Origin of the sequence: Pseudomonas typographi (genome assembly GCF_014694385.1) — a bacterium.
Classification (GTDB): domain Bacteria; phylum Pseudomonadota; class Gammaproteobacteria; order Pseudomonadales; family Pseudomonadaceae; genus Aquipseudomonas; species Aquipseudomonas typographi.
The window spans coordinates 1-18,699 of sequence record NZ_JAAOCA010000041.1 but is presented as its reverse complement, the minus strand read 5'-3'; the positions used below and the strand labels follow the sequence as shown (position 1 = coordinate 18,699).

Annotated in this window: 17 protein-coding genes; 13 read left to right on the top strand and 4 right to left on the bottom strand. The window is 62.1% G+C overall.

From position 1 onward, the window contains the following. Nucleotides 1-205 precede the first annotated feature (205 nt). Genes HAQ05_RS24055 through HAQ05_RS24045 form a run of 3 tightly spaced genes read left to right on the top strand, consistent with a single transcriptional unit; the run spans nucleotide 206 to nucleotide 3,230 of the window. Nucleotides 206-1,174, top strand: a complete 969-nt coding sequence (locus HAQ05_RS24055; protein ID WP_190425657.1) for a Bug family tripartite tricarboxylate transporter substrate binding protein — start codon at nucleotides 206-208, stop codon at nucleotides 1,172-1,174. Between the two features lie 36 nt (nucleotides 1,175-1,210). After that, nucleotides 1,211-2,011, top strand: coding sequence for a class II aldolase/adducin family protein (locus tag HAQ05_RS24050; RefSeq protein WP_190425654.1), 801 nt, complete (start codon nucleotides 1,211-1,213; stop codon nucleotides 2,009-2,011). 52 nt (nucleotides 2,012-2,063) lie between these two features. Next, nucleotides 2,064-3,230, top strand: coding sequence for an acyl-CoA dehydrogenase family protein (locus HAQ05_RS24045; protein WP_190425651.1), 1,167 nt, complete (start codon nucleotides 2,064-2,066; stop codon nucleotides 3,228-3,230). Nucleotides 3,231-3,248: 18 nt separating this feature from the next. On the opposite strand, the gene HAQ05_RS24040 is transcribed toward HAQ05_RS24045, so the two are convergent. Next, a complete protein-coding gene (locus HAQ05_RS24040; protein ID WP_190425648.1) occupies nucleotides 3,249-4,589 on the bottom strand; it encodes an MmgE/PrpD family protein in 1,341 nt (446 codons plus the stop codon). Nucleotides 4,590-4,794: 205 nt separating this feature from the next. On the opposite strand from HAQ05_RS24040, the gene HAQ05_RS24035 reads away from it, so the two are divergent. The 10 genes from HAQ05_RS24035 (at nucleotide 4,795) to HAQ05_RS23990 (ending at nucleotide 14,276) form a co-directional block, all read left to right on the top strand. Continuing rightward, entirely contained in the window at nucleotides 4,795-5,529 is a 735-nt protein-coding gene (locus HAQ05_RS24035; protein ID WP_190425645.1) for an SDR family NAD(P)-dependent oxidoreductase, read from the top strand. A 26-nt stretch (nucleotides 5,530-5,555) separates the two neighbouring features. After that, nucleotides 5,556-6,887 carry an MmgE/PrpD family protein gene (locus tag HAQ05_RS24030; protein WP_190425641.1) on the top strand — a complete coding sequence of 444 codons (1,332 nt, stop codon included), beginning with the start codon at nucleotides 5,556-5,558 and terminating at the stop codon, nucleotides 6,885-6,887. A 331-nt stretch (nucleotides 6,888-7,218) separates the two neighbouring features. Beyond that, nucleotides 7,219-7,647 carry an NAD(P)-dependent oxidoreductase gene (locus tag HAQ05_RS24025; RefSeq protein WP_190425745.1) on the top strand — a complete coding sequence of 143 codons (429 nt, stop codon included), beginning with the start codon at nucleotides 7,219-7,221 and terminating at the stop codon, nucleotides 7,645-7,647. 378 nt (nucleotides 7,648-8,025) lie between these two features. Further along, the gene (locus HAQ05_RS24020) at nucleotides 8,026-9,279 is read left to right on the top strand and encodes an aromatic ring-hydroxylating oxygenase subunit alpha (RefSeq protein ID WP_190425638.1); all 1,254 of its coding nucleotides are present in this window, start codon (nucleotides 8,026-8,028) and stop codon (nucleotides 9,277-9,279) included. Nucleotides 9,280-9,288: 9 nt separating this feature from the next. Then, nucleotides 9,289-9,771: an aromatic-ring-hydroxylating dioxygenase subunit beta gene (locus tag HAQ05_RS24015; protein WP_190425628.1), complete on the top strand. Its 483-nt coding sequence runs from the start codon at nucleotides 9,289-9,291 to the stop codon at nucleotides 9,769-9,771. Between the two features lie 22 nt (nucleotides 9,772-9,793). Then, nucleotides 9,794-10,510 (top strand): RraA family protein, encoded by a 717-nt coding sequence (locus HAQ05_RS24010; RefSeq protein WP_190425626.1) that lies wholly within the window; start codon nucleotides 9,794-9,796, stop codon nucleotides 10,508-10,510. Further along, the gene (locus HAQ05_RS24005; protein WP_190425623.1) at nucleotides 10,503-10,688 is read left to right on the top strand and encodes a hypothetical protein; all 186 of its coding nucleotides are present in this window, start codon (nucleotides 10,503-10,505) and stop codon (nucleotides 10,686-10,688) included. The genes HAQ05_RS24010 and HAQ05_RS24005 overlap by 8 nt, the downstream gene beginning before the upstream one ends. Beyond that, nucleotides 10,678-12,036, top strand: coding sequence for an amidase (locus tag HAQ05_RS24000; protein ID WP_190425620.1), 1,359 nt, complete (start codon nucleotides 10,678-10,680; stop codon nucleotides 12,034-12,036). Before HAQ05_RS24005 ends, HAQ05_RS24000 begins: the two co-directional genes overlap by 11 nt. A 230-nt stretch (nucleotides 12,037-12,266) precedes the next feature. Beyond that, nucleotides 12,267-13,082, top strand: coding sequence for a TauD/TfdA dioxygenase family protein (locus HAQ05_RS23995; protein WP_190425617.1), 816 nt, complete (start codon nucleotides 12,267-12,269; stop codon nucleotides 13,080-13,082). Nucleotides 13,083-13,259: 177 nt separating this feature from the next. Next, on the top strand, nucleotides 13,260-14,276 hold the full coding sequence (locus HAQ05_RS23990; protein WP_190425605.1) for a LysR family transcriptional regulator: 1,017 nt from the start codon (nucleotides 13,260-13,262) through the stop codon (nucleotides 14,274-14,276). A 21-nt stretch (nucleotides 14,277-14,297) separates the two neighbouring features. On the opposite strand, the gene HAQ05_RS23985 is transcribed toward HAQ05_RS23990, so the two are convergent. The 3 genes from HAQ05_RS23985 to HAQ05_RS23975 form a co-directional block, all read right to left on the bottom strand. Continuing rightward, nucleotides 14,298-15,236 (bottom strand): PDR/VanB family oxidoreductase, encoded by a 939-nt coding sequence (locus tag HAQ05_RS23985; RefSeq protein ID WP_190425602.1) that lies wholly within the window; start codon nucleotides 15,234-15,236, stop codon nucleotides 14,298-14,300. 71 nt (nucleotides 15,237-15,307) lie between these two features. Then, a complete protein-coding gene (locus HAQ05_RS23980) occupies nucleotides 15,308-17,800 on the bottom strand; it encodes a TonB-dependent siderophore receptor (protein ID WP_190425599.1) in 2,493 nt (830 codons plus the stop codon). Nucleotides 17,801-18,353: 553 nt separating this feature from the next. After that, the coding region (locus HAQ05_RS23975; RefSeq protein WP_190425596.1) for an energy transducer TonB at nucleotides 18,354-18,699 on the bottom strand (346 nt) is incomplete at its 5' end.

The following is an 18,699-nucleotide window of genomic DNA, read 5'->3' as shown; positions in this document are numbered from 1 at the left end:
TCGGTTTGAAAAGAACGCGAGTATAGGGAACGCGTCGAGCAACTTATTAGTTCATTTGATGCTAACTACCTAACGCTGGAAGGGGCGAAAAAGCGGCTGTTCAAGCGCATAACAACAGGCCTAAATGTACTAAGCCGCGGCGTTTTTTTTCTGCTAATACTTTTGCGCCCATTTGCCTCGCAGGAAGAACGCCAGGATGTATTCGATGCGTAATGTTAAGCGCCCGCTGAAGGCGTTGGCGCTGGCACTGGCCACCGTGTTAAGCGCCAGCGCGCTGGCCGCTTATCCCGATCACCCGGTGAAACTGGTTGCCCCATACCCCCCCGGTGGCCAGACGGATATCGTCGCGCGAATCGTCGCTACGGAACTGAGCACCGAGATCGGCCAACCGGTGGTGGTGGAAAACCGGCCAGGCTCCAATGGCCTGCTCGGGCATGCGCAAGTCGCTGCCGCCAAAGCGGACGGCTACACGTTGCTATTGGGCAACTCGGCCATGCTGGCGGTGACCGTGAAGATGATGGACAACATGCCCTATGACCCGCTGACCTCTTTTGCACCTATCGCGGTGGTCGGTGGCGGCCCCTATGTGCTGGAAGTGAAAGACAGCTTGCCGGCCAAGACCTTGCCGCAATTTCTCGACCTGGCCAAACACAACCCGGGCACACTCAATTTCGGCCTGGGCGGGTATGGTTCTTTGCCCCATCTGTTGTCCGAACAGCTCCAGTTCGAAACCGGTGCGCGGTGGCTGACAGTGGGCTACAAAGGCGCCGGCCCGATGTTGGTGGATCTGCTCAGCGGGCAGTTGGATTTCAGTATCGACAACCTGTCGTCCTCACTGGAGTACATCAAATCGGGCCGGGTGAGGGCGTTGGCAGTGTCGGACAAAACCGATCAGTTGCCCGGCGTTCCGACCTTTGCCGAAGCGGGCCTGCCGAACGTCAATGCACGCTCCTGGCACGGGGTTCTGGCCCCGGCCGGCACCGCGCCGGCGATCGTTGCGCAACTTAACGCGGCGATCGCCAAAAGCCTGGCGAAGCCGGCTGTTATCGAGAAGCTGCGCGCCGCGGGCGTCGATGTGCTCGGTGGCAGCCCAGAGGACTTTGCCAAGCTCATCGCCAGCGAAAACCAACGCTGGGGCGCCGTGGTCGCCCAGACCGGCGCCAAGCTGGACTAACCCTACCCAAACCGTTTCGCTGCAGAGGACATCACCGTGACCAGCATCGCCTGCAACGCCGGGCTCACCCGGCATTACCCCGCACCGGGCCATATTCCCGAGGCCGAATGGCTGGCCCGGTTGGACTTGGCAGCCGCCTATCGGCTGGCTGCCGCCCAGGGTTGGCATGACCTCTTGGGCACGCATTTTTCCTCTCGCGTGCCCGGCACCACCGATCAATTCCTGGTGAACCCTTATGGCTTGCTGTTCGAGGAAATCACCGCCTCATCGCTGGTCAAGATAGACCTTGAAGGCAAGGTCATCGGCGACAACGGCTATAACGTCAACCCGGCGGCCGATGTTATTCATGGCGGCATTTACGCCGCGCGCCCCGACGTCAATGCGGTGGTGCACCTGCACTCCGTGGCGGGTGTGGCGGTGGCGTCCCAGGAGCAAGGGCTGCTGCCTATTTCCCAGAACGCCATGATCATTCGTGGCCGCGTGCGTTATTACCCTTTCACCGGCGTCAAACTGGACCGCGACGAGTGCGCGCGCATGGCTGCGGCGCTGGGCGAGCAGACCGTACTTTTTCTGCAGAACCACGGCACCTTGGTCGCCGGCGCCACCCTCGGCGAGGCCTATTCATTCGTGGTCCGCGTGGAGCGCGCTTGCCAGATTCAGTTGGCGGCACAGTCCAGCGGCGCCAAGCTCAAGGTGGTCGAGCCTGAATGGATCGAACAGGCGGCCGAGTTCGGCCTGAAGCTGTACACCGAAAACAGTTGGTCGCCGGGCGCCATTACGGAATGGAACGCCTTTCGGCGCAAGATCGATCGGGACGACCCCGGTTACGCGCAGTAACCGCGCCACGGCAGCATAGGCCGCCCCCCTTTTTTTGGACAACGAGTGCCCCATGGATTTTGAATACGAGCAGGCCCACCAACGGGTCTACGATATCGTCGGTGAACTGGGGCGTTCGCGCTTCGCCCCACGTGCCCAAGGCTACGATGAGCGTGCCGAGCTACCCCGTGAAAACCTGCGGGATCTGTTCGATGCCGGGTTGCTGGGGCTCAGTATCAGCAAGTCATTGGGCGGCGGCGGTGGCGGCGCCTTGGGTGAAGACCCGTTGATTTCCTTGCTGGTGGTCGAGCAGGCGGCCCGTTATTGCCTGTCGACGGCCCAGAGCGTCCACATTCACTACAATGCCGCGCATATGGTCGACCAGATCGGCACCGACGAGCAGCGAGAAAGAATCCTGCGGCCGGTGCTGGAGCAGGGAGAACTGCTCAATGCCACCGGCAGCGAACCGGGGCGCACGGCCCGGGGCTTGTATGGTTTGCAAACGGTAGCGACCCCGGTGCCGGGTGGCTACCGGGTCAGCGGGTTGAAAAACTACGCGACCTTGGCCGACGACGTGAGCTACAACATTCTCTACGCGGTGATCAAGGATGTACCGCAACCGGAGGGCCATATTGGTTTGATGGTGCCGCGCGGTGCGCCAGGGCTAGTGGTGCGTCCCCACTCGTGGAACCCGATGGGCATGCGGGCAGCCCACAGCCCGGAGGTTGAACTCCATGACGTGTTCGTGGCGGCCGACAACGTGTTGGGGGCGCCCGGTATTTTCCCCCGCGACCATTGGCAGACCAAGTCCCATCTGAGCTTTGCCATACAGTACGTGGGGGCCAGCGAGGGTATCTTCGATATCCTCGTGGATTATCTGCCCAAGCGCGGCACGGCGGCAGACGGTTATGCCCAGCTGCGCCTCGGTGAAATTCGTATCGCCATCGATTCGGCGCGCTGGCTGGTGTATCGGGCGGTCGCGTTGTGGCGGCGCAAGGCCTTCGAGCGTGCTGAACTGTTCTCCATGAACGCCAAGTACCAGGCTATGAGCGTTGCCGTGAGCGTGATGGACAAAGCCGCGCAGATCGCCGGTTCCAGCGCATTCGCCGCCGATTCGCCGCTGTCACGGGCGATACGTGACCTGCGCGTGCAAACCCTGCACGAGAACCTCGACAAAACGGCAGCCACGGTGGGCAAGTTTCACTTGGGCCAAGCCTATGATACCTCGGCCCGCCTGTAGCGGCAGGCATGATCCGGTTCAGCCGGTGGGCGCCAGCAACTGGCGTATGTCGCTGAGCGTTTCCAGTGTCAGCACCCGCTCGATCAAACCCTCGCCAGTGGCGACGCTGTCGGGCGCCGAGGCATAGGCGAAGCAAGCACGGGCCTTGTCGAGCACCTGTTGCTTGTCGATAACGCTGGCGCTGGCTGCTTCGGCGCGCCGGCTATAGCGCTGGCCCTGGGCGCCGAGGGTAACGCTGACCGGGTACATTCGGCCCTGGGCGTGTGGGTCGGTATTGACCCGCACCTTGGCCGCCAGGGCGGCAATGGCCGGGTCCAGCGCGGCGTCGGCTTCGATATGTGGCAAGCCGAATTGGCGATCCCGCAGTGCAACGGCCAGCGCATACCGCACACTGAACTGTGCGCTGACCTGGGGATTGCCCGCGGGCACGAAGGGCGCGCCCACCAGGCGTTGCGAAAACGCCGGCAGGGTGACTTCGATCGTGTCGACGGTGTTCGGCGTTAGCCCGTGTTGCTCGATGAGGGCCAGGGTGAGGTCAAGGGCTGCATGGCTGCAACCGCAGTTGGGGTAGCGCTTGATGGTAATGTCTTGGCCGGTCCAATAGCTGCCCAGGCCCTGTAAGAGCACCGCGGCGTTGTTGCCGGTGTACTTGTTGAACAGCCCGTAATCACCTTCCAGGGCCTGGGCCGGTGCGTTCAGGCCCTGTGCGGCCAGTAACGCCGCCGTCACCCCCGCGCGCGCGGCAAACGCCGACTGCAGGCGCTTGGTTTGGCTTTGCTCAAGCATGGGTTGTTGGGTGCCGCCGGCCTGCGGTAGTGCCAGGCCCAGGGCGTGGGTGATTGCCTCGCTGCCCAGGCCCAACAACCGTGCCGCGCCGGCCGCCGCGCCGAAAACCCCCAGTACCGAGGTGTTGAACCAGCCGTCGTAGCGTGTCACCGACAGACCCAAGCGGCAGATCAGGTCCTGCGCGAGGACGTAACTGGCCAAAAATTCTTCACCGCTAGCGTGCACCTGTTCGGCCACTGCCAATAAGGCTGGCACGGCGACGATATCGGCGTGCACCGTGCCGGCCACGTGCAAAGCGTCATAGTCCAGCGCAGCGGCGGCCACGCCATTGGCGAACGCCGCCTCGGCTGCGGGCAGCCGCTGCGCGGTGCCCCAGGCTGTGGCATCCGGGCGCCCGCCCAAGGCCACGGCCAACTGCCGCACGGGCCCGCTGCCGCTGGCACCCAAACCCGCCCAGGCCACCGCCAAGGTGTCGAGCAACGTCAGCTTTGCCCGCTCGATGACATCGCTCGGCAGTTGGTCGAAGCGCATGTGATGGACGTGTTCTGCCAACTGTGCGGAAAGCGTGGCCATTGCGGCCTCCTGAATTCAAAGGCACTGAGCATTGCCCGGCGTTAACGCCCGATCCAATAGATAAAAACACTAAGCTCATGCCGCAAAGGGCCTTTGAATCGGCGGCCCAGCCAGTTATTTGGATAGACACAATGGGTCTTGGATCAGGCATCTGAAACCAGGCATGGTGCGGCGCTGGAAAACGCGATAGCCCGGGAGTAGCAGCATGAGCCACTGGTTCGACAAGCGCGTGTATTGGGTAATCGGTGCCACCGGCGCCCTGGGCCGCGCTACGGTAGAGGCGCTGGCCAGGCAAGGGGCCACGGTGATCGCCTCATCGCGCTCGGTCACCACGGCGCATTTTTCTGGGTGGCCTGGTGTGTTCAGTTGGCCCCTGGACGTGGGTGACAGCGCGGCGGTGGACCATGTTGCTGCCGGGATCATCGACCGGTTCGGCCGCCTCGATGGCCTGGTCACCAGCAGCAATGTCGCCGCTTTCGGTGAGTTCCACGCCCTGGCCGATGAAGATTGGTATCGCGTATTGGAGGCCAAATGGCTGGGCAGCGTGCGGCCGGTCAGGGCAGTGCTGCCGCATCTGATCGCCATGGGCCAGGGCGCGATTGTATTGATCACCGGCCGCGGCGGGATCGACCCTTCGCCGCAGCATTTTATCGGTTCAAGCGTCAATGCCGCGCTGGACCTGCTGGTCCAGGGCCTTGGCCGGCGCTACGGGCCGCAAGGGGTTCGCGTCAACGCGGTGGCGCCCGGCCCGATCGCCTCGCCCCGTTATCAGGCGTTGCAGCAGGCGAGCCCACAGAGCATCGAGCCGCAGACCCCGCTCGCCGGGCCGGGCAAGCCAGAGGATGTTGCCAGTGCTGTGCTGTATCTGCTGTCGGATGCCGCAGCGTTCGTCAACGCCTCTGGCCTCTATGTGGATGGCGGCGGTAAACGTTATGTGTGAGTGACTTTGTTTGTCGGAATGTGGCAATGCCCGCTGAACCCATTACTTCCCGTTTGGCCCAGCGCCTGACGGCACTGGCCTATGATGACTTGCCGGTCACCGTGATCGATAAAGCCAAAGCGCTGATGGCCGACACGCTGTTAGTGGCTGCGGCCGGGCAGGCCAGCCCGCTGGGCACGCAATTGCGCGCGGCGGTAACGGCCTCGATAGGCCGCTCGCGGTTGTGGTTCGTCGAGGGCGGCGTTTGCATGGGGCCGGTTGAGGCGGCCTTCGTCAACACGCTGCACGCCGGTGCGCTGGGTTATGACAGCGTCAACTACAAGGTGCATGCCGACCTGATTTGCCTGCCCGCTGCTTGGGCGATGGCCGAGCATACAGGGGCCAGCAGCCGGGAACTGCTCACTGCGTTTGTGGCGGCTATCGAAACGGTCAGCCGCTTGTCGCGTTCGGCCATCGGCAAGGCTGCAGGCTGGGCGGATACCGCGATTTATGGCGGCATTGGCGCCGCCGTGGCCGCGGGTCTGTTGCTCAAACTGCCGCCTGCGCAGATGTCCCATGCGCTGGGCCTGGCGATGGCGCAAGCGGCCGGTACCCAGCAGGCGAGCCTCGAGTCAGTCGCCAGCCGTCGCCTGCAGCCGGCGTTCGCCGCGCGCAATGGCGTGTTCGCGGCGCAACTGGCGGCGGCAGGCGCCACAGCGCCGAGCCAGGCCTTGGAAGGCCGTTTCGGCTTGCGCGCGTTGTACCAGTCCGGTGATGACAAACGCCTGTTCCAAGGCCTGTGGCAGGACTGGCAACTGCTGGATACCGCGCTTAAACGTTACGCGATCTGTGCGTGCAGCCAAGCTGCCGTCGCCGCGCTGGAGCAGCTTCAGGCCCTGCACCACCTGCGCGAGGATCAGGTACTGGAGATCGTCGGTTACGTATCGCCGTTCATGTTTCGTTATGTCGGCGCTGAGTTCAACCTGCAGGGCGACCTCGGCATGCTCGCCCAGCACAACCTGCGGTATCACTTGGCTTCAACGTTCTTGCGTGGCCCGATCACCTTCGAGCACCTGCAACCGCAGGCGCTGCATGATCCAGACATTATTGCCCTGCTGCACAAGGTGCACCTGCGGGTCGACCCCCACAACGACAACGATTTCGCCCCGGCCACCGTGAGCCTTACCCTGCTCGATGGGCAGACGCTGCGTTATACCCAGCAGGACGTTCCAGGGTCCAGCCATGCGCCGTTAAGCACTGTCGAACTGGCGATCAAGGCCGAACAATGCAGTACCGCTGCCGGTATCGGTGCCGGCGCGCTGTTGGCCAAGGTTTCGGCGTTCGAGCGCCTGGCATCGCTTGAGGCGTTTTGGTATTAGGCCCTGTGCGAAATAGCTTCGAACGAAGGCGAAACAGGCGAGGAAGCAGACTGCGCCCGCATTCGGGTGTACGGGCTGTAACAAAGCGCCAGCGCGCTGTACCGCTCGTGTCTCTTGTGCACGCGCGTCAGAGAGTCGTTCTGCCTAGCGTGCCTGGCATTTCAATCGCCGGGGCAGCAGATATTGCGGGCGCTTGCACGGTATGCCCGCCCCGTTCGGCACGGTGGCTTGGTGTGCCGCTTGCTCTTGCTGCAACGCCAATTTGAGTTGGGCGCGGTCCGGCGGTGATAGCCACTGGCCGATTCAATGCCCTTGATGACGCTGCGATGCCATTTCCCTGCACTGCTTACGGGATGCCTCGAGCATCGGGCTGTTCAATGCCGAGGTGTTCGCGGCCATGAAACCCGGTGCCGTATTCATCAACACCGCCCGGGGCGGCCTGCATGACGAGGCGGCGTTGGTGGCGGCGCTGCGTAGCGGGCATTTGGGCGGGGCGGGGATCGATGTGTGGGATGTCGAGCCCCCGCCGCTGGATCATCCACTGTTGGCGATGCCCCACGTGCTGGCGCGCTATCACACCGCCGGCGTTACCCACCAGGCTCGCGAAAACATGGCGCGTTGGGCGGCGGCCCAAGTGATCGATACGCTGGCCGGGCGCGCTCCAGCGCGGCTGGCCAACCCCCAGGCATGGCCGCTGTATGCCGAACGCTTTCGCGCGTTGCTGGGCTTCAAGCCCAACGGCCTGCCCGGCGTGCCCTGAGAAAGACCAGCCGTTGCGCCCCCGCGGCATGCGTCGATGTGCCCCCCCCGCAGGCGCCTCGTAAAGGTTGTGAAGTGGGGTGGGCAGTGGCGCTTATCAAAAAGGTGCAAGCGGTGAGCCCACGCGCCACCAGGCTCGGGCACTGTTCGTTGAATATTTGGCCGATCACGGCGCCCGCCCAACACCCTTCTAGGGTCCATATTCGGGCGAACGTGTGGGTCAACACACTGGCGGGCCACCGGCCAAACACGCTTTTTTCGCGCGGGTGTGAAGATTTTTTGATGTTGGAGGCTAGGGCGGCAACGCCTTACTTTAGGCGCCACACAACGTCAGTCCAGGACTGTCTTTCGCAGTGCGTTGCGCAGATAGGAAGCCACATTGAGAACTCTACCGCCCCCTTTATCGATCACCTGGCCGCAGGAGGGTGTTCGCCGCATTCCCTTCGCTGTCTATTCCGACCCTGACGTATTCGAGCACGAGCAACAGGCTATTTTCCGCGGGCCGATTTGGCATTTCCTGGGGCTTGAGGTGCAAATCCCCGACCCGGGCTGCTATGTGTTGGCTCAGGTGGGCGAAACACCGGTTATCGTCGTGCGCGGTGACGATGGCGAAGTCAGTGCGATGGTCAATCGTTGCTCGCACAAGGGTACCCCCCTGGCCTTCGTGCCATCGGGGAAGGTCTCACGGTTCATGTGCATTTACCACAACTGGTGCTTTGACCTAAAAGGCAACATGACTGCCGCTGCCTTTGAGCGCGGTGTGCGCGGTAAGGGCGGCATGGCTTCGACCTTCAAGAAGCCGGAGCATGGCTTGCAAGTGTTGCGCGTGCACCGGTTGCACGGCCTGATTTTCGGCACCTTCAGCGAACAAACACCCTCGTTCGAGGAGTACGTCGGCGCCGACCTCATCGCTAACATCGCCCGGGTGTGCGGCCGGCCCCTGCGCCTTCTGGGCCAGTACAGCCAAGCGATTCCGTCGAACTGGAAGCTCTACATCGAAAACGTCAAAGACCCCTACCACGCCTCGATCCTGCATGCCTTCAACGGCGTGATGAAACAGGACCGGCTGACCATGGAGGGCGGCATCGTAATGGGTAACAACGGCTGGTCGCACATCAGTTATTCGAAAATGAATTTCGAAACTGGCGGTGACGTTTACCAGAACGCCGAGATGCGTTCGGCCGAATTGGATATCTACGGTTTTGGGCTGCGCGACACGTCCATGACGGCGATCTGGGATGATTTTGGTGACAGTGTGTCGATGACCATCCAAACCATTTTTCCCAACTTTGTGTTGCAGCAACTGCGCAACTGCCTGGCCTTTCGCACCATCGTGCCAGTGGGCACCCATGAGTCTGAACTGCGCTGGATCGCTTTTGGCTACGCCGACGACGATGAGGCCAAAACCAATGGCCGCCTCAAGCAGGCCAACATGATGGGGCCGGCCGGGTTGATCGCCATGGAAGACGGCATGATCGGCGGCCTGGTACAGCGCGGCATCGCCGGCAGCCTGGACAAAGCCGCCGTGGTGGAAATGGGCGGGCACGGTATCGAACCCATTCCCGGGTCGCGGGTTTCAGAAGGCAGTGTGCGCGGTTTCTGGACCGGCTACCGCGCATTGATGGGTTTATAAGGAACAATCATGGGCACAGTCACCCCTGGCATTACCGTGGCACAAGCGCGCCAATTAATTACCGATTACACCTATACCATCGATGACGGCGCGGTCAGCCAATGGCCGACCTACTTCACCGAGCCGTGCCTGTATCGCATCACCACCCGGCAGAACCACGAAATGATCATGCCGCTGTCGATCATGCTCTGTGACAACCAAGCCATGCTTTACGACCGCGTCGAGGCGATTGAAAAAGCCAACATCTTCGAGCCGCACTATTACCGGCATGTGCTTTCCGACTCGAAAGTGATCGACCAGACCGACAGCACCTTGCACATGGAGACCAGTTTTATCTGTGTGCGGACCATGCTTGATGGCCGGGTAACGCTGTTCGCCACCGGCCGATACTCCGACCAGATCGTGTTTGAAAATGGCCGGTGCCTGTTTCGGTCGCGCGTGGTCATTCTCGACTCGTCGAAGGTTGACACTTTGCTTGCCATTCCGTTGTGAACGCCTTTGAGGAGAACCGAGCATGGCCCTGAGCGAACTCAACCGGCAACGGCTGGCCGAGGTCAATGTGTCCACCTTAAGCACCTGCCTGTATCGCCAGGGTGTGCGGCGAACGGTGCCGACCGGCATCGTCGCGGTAACCCGCGATCAGCCGCGCATGGTGGGCCCGGCCTTCACCTTGCGTTTTGTCCCCATGCGCGACGACCAGGGTGGCCTGGACACTTATGGCACTGCGCAGAACGTGCATCAGCAAGCTTTCGAGCAATGCCCGCCTGGCGCCGTGCTGGTCATGGACACGCGCGGTGAAACCCGTGGCTGCTCGTGCGGCGATTTGCTGATCGGGCGGCTCAAGGCGCGGGGTTGCGCCGGCATCGTCACCGACGGTGGCTTTCGCGACACGGTGCAGGTCGAGCGCTTGGGCTTTGCTGCGTATCAACGCTGCGCAGTGCCGGCGCCGAGCTTTGGTTTTTTGCAGGCCGTTGACATAAACACCCCGGTGGGCTGCGCCGATGTCGCCGTGTACCCGGGCGATATCATCGTCGGCGACGCCGAAGGCGTCGTAGTCATCCCCATCGCCATCGCTGACCAAATCGCCGAGCAAGCCTATGAGCAAACCCAATACGAACAATTCGCGGCCAGCGAAGTGGCTCAGGGGCGCAGCATCATCGGTTTATACCCAGCGACCGAGGCATCACGGGAACAGTATCGCGTGTGGCGGGGGCGCGGCGCCGATGCCTGAATACGACGAAGCGGCGCAATGGTTGCACGAGCACCTTGCGCGGCAAGGCCTGGGCGTGGTCCCCGCACGTTTCGAGGGGTTTGTGCTCGCTTACCAGCACCTGCAGGCCATGACCGAGCACCTGCGCCAGCGCAGCCAAATCGCGGTGCAGCCTGCGGCCTCTGCCGATGACGCCTGAGCCGCAGGCGAGCCTTGCGCAGGTATCCCGCGCGATCCGCGAGCGACGTTGCAGTGCGGTCGAGTACACCCAGGCGTGCCTTGACCGGGCCAGCCGGTTGCAGCCGCAATTGGGCGCCTTCGCCACGCTGCGCGGCGACGCCGTGTTAGCAAGCGCCGCATTGGCCGACGCGGCCATCGCCCGCGGTGAGTGGCGCGGGCCCTTGCATGGCATTGCCTTGGGCATCAAGGATGTGATCGACGTGGCCGGGCTACCGACCTTGGCCCAGTCGCGGCAGTTACGCGGCTATGTGCCCGAGCGCAACGCCTGGGCGGTCGACCGCCTGCTGGCCGCGGGGGCCATTGTGTTGGGCAAGCTGACCACTCACGAGTTCGCCTTTGGGCCACCGGTGGTGGGTGAATGCGGGCCGGTGGCGCGTAACCCCTGGAACCCACGGCATTTTGCCGGAGGCTCTTCCAGTGGCGCCGCGGTCGCGGTGGCGGCCGGCATGCTGCCGGGGGCGTTGGGCAGCGACACCGCCGGGTCGCTGCGCAGCCCGGCGGCGCTGTGTGGTGTGGTGGGCTTCAAGCCGAGCCGCGCGCGGATCCCGCGCCATGGCGCCTGGCCGCTGGCCGATAGCCTCGATGCGCTGGGGCCGATCGCGCGGAACGTCGAAGACTGCGCATTGATTTACCAGGCGCTGGCCCTGCCACCTGGGCCGCCCCCGCCATTGGCATTGCGCTGGCCCAAGCCGCCGCGCATCGGCGTGGCGCGTTCGTTCTTCAACCAAGGCTCGCCCTTGCAGGCCCAGGGGCGCGAGGCTATCGAGGCGGCGTTGGCGGTATTCGCAGGCCTGGGGTGCAGCGTTAGCGATGTGCCGCTGGCGCCGCTGCGCGACTGGAACGCCGCCGGAATGGTCATCTTGCTCAGCGAGGCCTACGCGTTTCATCAGCATTGGCTACGCACCCGGCCGCAGGACTATGGGCAGGCCTTGCACGATGCGCTGCTGTTGGGTGCGACGCTCTCGGCGGCCGACTATGTTCGTGCGCTTGAGCAGCGCCAGCGCCTGACCGCGCAACTGGATGCCGCCATGCACACCGTGGACGTACTGATCGCGCCCATCCAGGCTGGGCAGGCGCCGCGCCTGGAGCAGCTCAACGAGTGGGGCTTTCTGGAAACGCCGAGTTTCGGGATTGCGTTCAACCTTGGCGATTACCCGGCGCTTTCACTGTGTTGCGGTTTCGGTGATCTGGGCTTACCCCTGGGCATGCAATTGGTTGGCCGCCGCACGGGCGAACAAAGCCTGTTGCAGGCCGGCTACGCGTACGAACAAGCCTGCGCGTGGCACCTTCGCCATCCCAGCCTGTAATGGCCGGGCGTGATGCTACCGGTCGATAACGCCCAATAATAGCCGGCGGCGCTCGCGCTATTAAATAGAGCATTGAGTGCCTAATTTCTCTGCGGTTAATAGCATTCTTCAGTACTTCAATACCTCATAAACTAAGCACACGGCGCGGGGCCTTGCGCCCGCTCTCCATGGGCAGCCGGTATGGCGGTTGCCGTGGCCATCAGTGAAAAACATTTTTAGGGAAACAGCTCATGAGCTACCAGCGTATTCGTGTGGTTCCTACCACTCCCCATATCGGTGCCGAAATTTATGATATCGATTTGACCGCGCCGTTGACCGCGCCCGTCGTTATGGAGTTGAAACAGGCACTCGCCGAATTCCAGGTCATCTTTTTTCGCGACCAACCGATCAACTTTGGCCAGCACTTAGCCTTGGCGGTACAGTTTGGTGACGTCCACCACCATGTCGGCCCGGCGACCGAAAGCAAGCCCGTGCCTGAATTTCCCGGTGTCCGCGTGTTGCACTTCGATCAACACTCGAAGAAGGTCGCCGGCGAGGATTGGCATTCCGACCAAACGTGCGCTGCCCTGCCACCGATGGGGTCGATCCTGCACATCACCCAAACTGCACCAAACGGCGGCGGGGCTACCCTGTTTGGCAGCATGTATGCCGCTTACGAGGCACTTTCGCCATTGATGAAGACCTACCTCGAAGGGTTGACCGCTACCCACGATGGCCGCCGCGTGTTCGGCCCCGACGCGCCGGTGAACTCGCACCCTATCGTGGTGCGCCATCCGCAAACGGGCCGCCCGCTGATTTTCGTCAACAAGGCGATGACGTCCCACATCGACGGCCTGCCGCGCGATGAAAGCGAAGCGATACTCGGGTTTTTATATGCCCATTGCCAGAAACCGGAGTTCCATGTGCGCTTCCAATGGCGGGATAACTCGATCGCTTTTTGGGATAACCGCTGCACCCAACACAAGGCCATCTGGGATTACTACCCCAATGTGCGCCTGGGTTATCGCATCCAGATCAAAGGTGATAAGGCGCCGGCGATGGCGTGACACTTGTCACTGGCCTGATACCTGCATGCGACCCTGCTGATAAGGAGGTTGTTGTATCGCGACAGCTGGCGGTCAAGGGAGTGCTCAGCGAAGGTGCAGTGCTGAAACATGAGCGTGAACTTGTCATGTTCGACAGCTTCTCGCTGGTCATTCACAGACTCAGGTAGACGGCAACCCATGACACTCGGACTTCTCCCCCACTTTGTCAATACCGCGGCGCTTCGGTACTTTTACGAAGTGGCTCGCCATGGCTCTTTCAAACTGGCTGAAGAGAACATCTATATTGCAGCGTCTGCTATACGCCGGCAAATCCAGTTGCTCGAACAAGAGTTGGACACCAAGTTGTTCGTGCGCGACCGCAATGGCTTGCGCCTCACCTCATCGGGCGAGTCGTTGCTGTATCGCGTCAAGCGGGCGATGAAAGAGTTGAGCATCGCCCGTTCGGAAATCGACATCCTGCAAGGCGAGCACACCGGTAACGTGCGTATCGGCATCAACGAAACCGCGGCCAGGGAATTCCTGGCGGGGTTTCTCGCCACGTTTCGCCAAGCGCACCCGCGTATCACCTTCGAAATCGTGGTGGCCAATTCCAACATGCTCGCCGACATCATGATGCGCGGCGAAGTGGATATCATCGTCGGCTATGCCCTCGAGCAGCAGAGCGGGCTGCAGCGGGTAGTCTCCTACGATCTGCAAACCTGCATCACCGTGCACAAGTCCCACCGGCTAGCCGATCGCGACTCGGTGCGCGTGGCTGACCTGGTGGATGAGAGTTTTATTTTCCCCAGCGGCGATCAGACCCTGCACCACGTGTTCAACCAGGTATTCACGCGCGTGGCGGTAAAACCCATGTTCAGTGTGGTGGCCAACTCTTTTGAGTTCATCGCGGTGATGGTGGGCCAGGGGCTGGGTATCGGTTGCCAGGTCAGGTTGTCGGCCGGGCCGGATCTGATGCGCCCGGATCTGGTGTACGTGCCGATTCGTGACGTGACTATCAAGTCTGCGGTGCTGGCCTGCTATATCGCAGCCGAAGGTACGTCGAACAAAGCCACGTTGATCTGCCTGGAAGAACTGCGCGTCGCGCTGGACCAGTGGAGCCTGCAATCGGTGGAAGAGGCGCCGTGCGCGGGCGCGCAAGGGCAGGGCGGCACCCCTGGCGTCACGGCCCCGAACGCGGCCTTGAGCCTACAGTGACCGCCTGGCGCTGGCCGGTTTTCAGAGGTCGAGCACCAGCCGCGCGCTGAGCGCGCGGGAGCAGCACGGGGTGAACAGGTCGTTGCGCGCTTGCTCCTCTTCGCTGAGCACTTGATCGCGATGGTCCACCACGCCGCTTCGCACACCGGTCAGGCAAGCGCCGCAGATCCCCTTGCCGCAAGATATCGGCACCGCGACACCCGCGGCCGCGAGTACGTCGTACACGCTTTGGTGTGGCGCCACCGGGTAGATCGCGCCGCTGCTGGCGATTTGTACTTCGAAGGCACCCTCGGTCGCGTGGCTGTGCCCGGCGCTGGTGAAGTATTCACGGTGCAGGTTACCGGGGGCCCAGCCCAGGCCGCGGGAAGTGCCTAGCATTTGCTCCATGAAGGCGGGCGGGCCGCACACATACAGGTGCCGGTCGGGGCGCGCCGCGCCTGGCAATGCCGCGCGGGTGAAGCTGGCCCGGTCCGGGTACAGCTGCAGTTGCCCGGCGAAATGCTCTTGCAGGTGCGCCAGTAACGCAACGCGGGTGGCGCCGCGGGTCCGGTAGTGCAACTCGAAGGGGTCACCGCGTTGCGCCAATGCATGGGCCATGCTCAGCAACGGCGTGATGCCGATACCGGCCGCGACCAACACATGGGTAGCCGGGCTGGGGTGCAGCGTAAAGTGATTGCGCGGTGGGCTGGCCGTAAGCAGTTGCCCACGTTGCAGGTGGTCATGCAGCCAGCGCGAGCCGCCGCGCGATTGGCTGTCGCGCTGCACGGCAATCACGTAGCGGTGGCGTTCGCTGGGTGCGTTGCACAGTGAGTATTGGCGAACCCATTGTTCACCCAAGTGCAGGTCAATGTGCGCGCCGGCGCTAAAGGGTGGCAGCGGCCGCCCTTGGGCATCGGCCAGTTCAATGACGCAGACCGCGTCTGTTTCATGATATTTACGGGTGACGACTACAGTCAGCATGAAGGTTCCTGGGCACAGGCCGGGGCGATCGCCATCCAGTATTGGCTGCCGATTGCCCGGGGCTGGGGCGGTCAGAATTTGTAGTTGAGCGACGCCATGTAGGTGCGTGGTTCGGAAGGGAACACCAGTACCGAATCGAATAGGTTGGCCGAGGTGAAGTATTTCTCGTTGAACAGGTTGTTGATGCTCAACAAGGTCGACCAATTCTTGTAGTCGTAGCCCACCGAACCATTCCATACCGTGTACGCCGGTAAGCGGATCTGCTTCTGGTTATCCGCCCATTGCGCATCGACCCAGGTGAAGCCCAAGCTGCTATTCAAACGGCCTGGCCCCAGCGGCTGGGTGTAATTGCCGTACAGGCTGGCCACCCATTCCGGCACCCCGCCACGGTCCCATTCACCGCCGAGGACCGAGCCGGACGAGTCGTAGAACCGGTAACCATACAGGCTGGACGGGTCTACACCCAGCGCCGCTGCCACCGCCGCAGTGTTGAGCACGGTGTACGGCGCGCCTTTTTCACGTACCGACATTTTGCTGCCCGTAGCACTCAAGGAGAAGTGCTGGTTCAGCAGCCAACGCAACTCGGCTTCGTAGCCTTTGCTGTTAACCAGGATGTCGGACCCGCTTTGGGCATCCTGGTAGCTGCGGTCTTGGTCGAAATACGCAAGGCTGGCGTAGACGTTGTTGTCCGGGCTTTGGTATTTGATGCCGAACTCGCGCAGTTTGGAGTCTTGCAGCCAAGAGCCGTTCTGCACGTTTTCCACCGGCACGCCGCCTGCCGAGTTGGAGGCCAGGGCACCTTGCTCCGCGTAGGTGAAGTACGGCACCACACCCCATGGGGTTTTGTACGACAGGCTGATGTTGAACGAGTCCTTGGTGCCTGTGTCGCTGTACCAGTCGGCACTGCCATCATCGTTGGCATCGCTGATTAGGTTACCGGCGGTGCCGCGGGCTTTTTCCGACGCCTTCACGTCGTAGTAATCGGTACGGTAGCCCAACGTCAGGTCGAAGTTGTGCCACTGGATATCCGACATCATGAAGGCGCCGGCGTCTTTGGTGACCGAATAGTTCTGCGAACTGTAGTTGCGCTGGTACTGGCCTGGGGCGACCTCTACCAGCCCGGTGTGGCCCGAATCGAAGCTGTCGTTCGCTGTGGCGCCGACGCTCAGGTCACGGCGGTCGAAAATCTCGTCGCCGTAGGCCTCCTTGTCGATACCGTTGTAATAGCGGTAGTTCACGCCCACTGTGTTGGTCAGGCTGGCATCGCCCAAGGTGATCGGGAAACTGAGGCTGAGCTTGTCTTCCCATACGTAGGAGTCGAAGTCGGCGGTAAAGCCGTAAGACGAATATTTGTAATGGTCCATGTTTTCGTAGAAGGATTGGTTCTTCAATTCGACGCCGTTGCCCAAATCGCGAATCAGGTCGAAATAACCCGTCCTGACGATGGTGTGGCCACGGTCCGCCTTGGACGTCATGGTCTGGTCATGGTCGAGTTTGGTAGTGCCCGGGTTGGTCAATTTGCCGAGGCCACCGTCGTTGGGCACGGTGCAGTTGGCATAGCCGCCGGAGCATGAGACGTCCAGCAGCGCATTGCCGCTGCCGGAGGGGTAGCCCACACCGGATGCAATGTCGGTACGCACGTTATCCGGGTACAACTCGCCACCCCGGGTGACCAGGCTCGAGGCCGAACCGGTGATGTAGGTGCCATGATCGATCAGGTCTTGGGTGACGCGGTTCCAACCGGCGTTTTGAATGCGCTCGGAGTCAAGGTACTGGCCGCCAAACTCGGTGCGCAGGTTGTCGGTGAGGTCGAAATCGAACGCCAACTGGCCGAGCTTGGACTGTGGCTCGACATAGTCGTAGTAGCTCTTGGAATCTTCCTGCTCGTAGTAGCCGTAGACGCCCCCGCGGTGTTCACCGATCTGGATCGGCATGCCGCCCTCGGCGTGCACCTTGTACTGGTCGTACGAACCGACGGAGGTGCCCACCTCGCCGGTCGGCTCCTCGATGTATTTGCTGGTGGCGGATTTTGCCGATTTGGGCGTGAAGTTCATGTAACCGCCGATCTTGCCGGCGCCGAAGATCGGCGGCACAGGCCCGCGGACGATGTCTACGGAGCTGGCGGCCGAAATCGGCGTGGTGTAGTTGCCGGAGTTCTGCACACGCTTCATGCCGCGAAAGTAGTTATCGGCCTCTTCACCGCGTAACGCCAGGGAGCCGGCGATGCCGAAGTAGGAGCCGGTGTAGGCGCCAGGCGTCATCCGTACCAGATCGTTGATGTCACGCAGGCCGTAACTCTCGATCAGCTCCGCAGACACCTCGGTGACCGACCGCGGCGTTTCCACCAGGGGTTTGTCCAGGCCGAATACACTGGCACCGGCCGTGGCGCTGGGCATGATGCCCAGGTTGTCGTCGTAGGTTTCTTCGACGGTGTAATCTTTTAGCTTGACCGGGGCATCCGTGCTGGCCGGTGTTTCTTCCCCTTGCGCAGCGGCACACATTGTCGGGATCGCGAAGGCGACCGCGATACCCAGTTGCTTGTAGTTGAACGTGAACGCTCCCATGCCGGGCTCCTGCAGTCTTGGTGGAGGCAATAGTTGTTTTAGAGGCTCCTGGCAAATGGGATCCGCCGATGTTTAACTCGATCGAGTACGGGGCACTGACGCCAGGCTAACTACCGGTATTATTCGCCGTCGAAAGTTTGCGGCTTCCGTGTGGGGACCAAACTAATGGTCCGCTCGGTGTTCGTAAATATCAAAATATAAGCGGGTTTGGTCGAAAAATTAGCCCGCCCTCGGCGTGGTAATAACAGCGACGGCGAAACGGCCGGCCCAGCTTGGAATGGCCGATGCTGTTGTATATTTTTCCCAATAAGTTTTGAAGCGCGAAAGTTTAGTGCGTGCAGGGCGAAATACTCGTGCGCTGCACAATAGCTCGCAGAGCCTTTGGCGCGTAACGGTGGTTGCCGGGCAAGGCACGGCCATCCGGCTTACCAGCACAAGGCATCGGCCAATGATGCGCAGCCCACTGTTGAGGCACCACACCAGCAAAAACAGGCCGCCGCCAGGTTCTGGCGGCGGCCTTGTTCGGTGCGCCCAGCGGGCTACGCTTGGCGGGTCAGCCCTCGGCCTTTTTCAGGTCGAACCGCACCGTTTGCCGTGCCCGCTGCTCCTGGGCGACGCCCCCTACCATGCGCGGCTGGAATTTCCAGTTTTTCACCGCATTGATGGCGGCTTCATCGAATAACCGCGGTGGCTTGCCCTCGACCACGGTTGCCGACGCCACCGAGCCATCGGGGCGGATCACCAGGTCAAGGGTGACGAAGCCCTCGATTTTGGCCTGGCGAGCCATGCGCGGGTACGCCGGTACCGTTTGCTGCAACGCTACCGCGTTGGTACTGGCGGCCGGCGCCTCGGGCACTGGCGGTATCGGCTTCGGTGGCGGCGGTGCCACAGGTGGCGGT

Coding starts and splice junctions, on each gene's coding strand:
- HAQ05_RS23980 (WP_190425599.1), bottom strand. CDS start 17,800: ATGGGAGCGTTCACGTTCAACTACAAGCAACTGGGTATCGCGGTCGCC.
- HAQ05_RS24005 (WP_190425623.1), top strand. CDS start 10,503: ATGCCTGAATACGACGAAGCGGCGCAATGGTTGCACGAGCACCTTGCG.
- HAQ05_RS23995 (WP_190425617.1), top strand. CDS start 12,267: ATGAGCTACCAGCGTATTCGTGTGGTTCCTACCACTCCCCATATCGGT.
- HAQ05_RS24040 (WP_190425648.1), bottom strand. CDS start 4,589: ATGGCCACGCTTTCCGCACAGTTGGCAGAACACGTCCATCACATGCGC.
- HAQ05_RS24015 (WP_190425628.1), top strand. CDS start 9,289: ATGGGCACAGTCACCCCTGGCATTACCGTGGCACAAGCGCGCCAATTA.
- HAQ05_RS24035 (WP_190425645.1), top strand. CDS start 4,795: ATGAGCCACTGGTTCGACAAGCGCGTGTATTGGGTAATCGGTGCCACC.
- HAQ05_RS23990 (WP_190425605.1), top strand. CDS start 13,260: ATGACACTCGGACTTCTCCCCCACTTTGTCAATACCGCGGCGCTTCGG.
- HAQ05_RS23985 (WP_190425602.1), bottom strand. CDS start 15,236: ATGCTGACTGTAGTCGTCACCCGTAAATATCATGAAACAGACGCGGTC.
- HAQ05_RS24055 (WP_190425657.1), top strand. CDS start 206: ATGCGTAATGTTAAGCGCCCGCTGAAGGCGTTGGCGCTGGCACTGGCC.
- HAQ05_RS24010 (WP_190425626.1), top strand. CDS start 9,794: ATGGCCCTGAGCGAACTCAACCGGCAACGGCTGGCCGAGGTCAATGTG.
- HAQ05_RS24030 (WP_190425641.1), top strand. CDS start 5,556: ATGCCCGCTGAACCCATTACTTCCCGTTTGGCCCAGCGCCTGACGGCA.
- HAQ05_RS24000 (WP_190425620.1), top strand. CDS start 10,678: ATGACGCCTGAGCCGCAGGCGAGCCTTGCGCAGGTATCCCGCGCGATC.
- HAQ05_RS24045 (WP_190425651.1), top strand. CDS start 2,064: ATGGATTTTGAATACGAGCAGGCCCACCAACGGGTCTACGATATCGTC.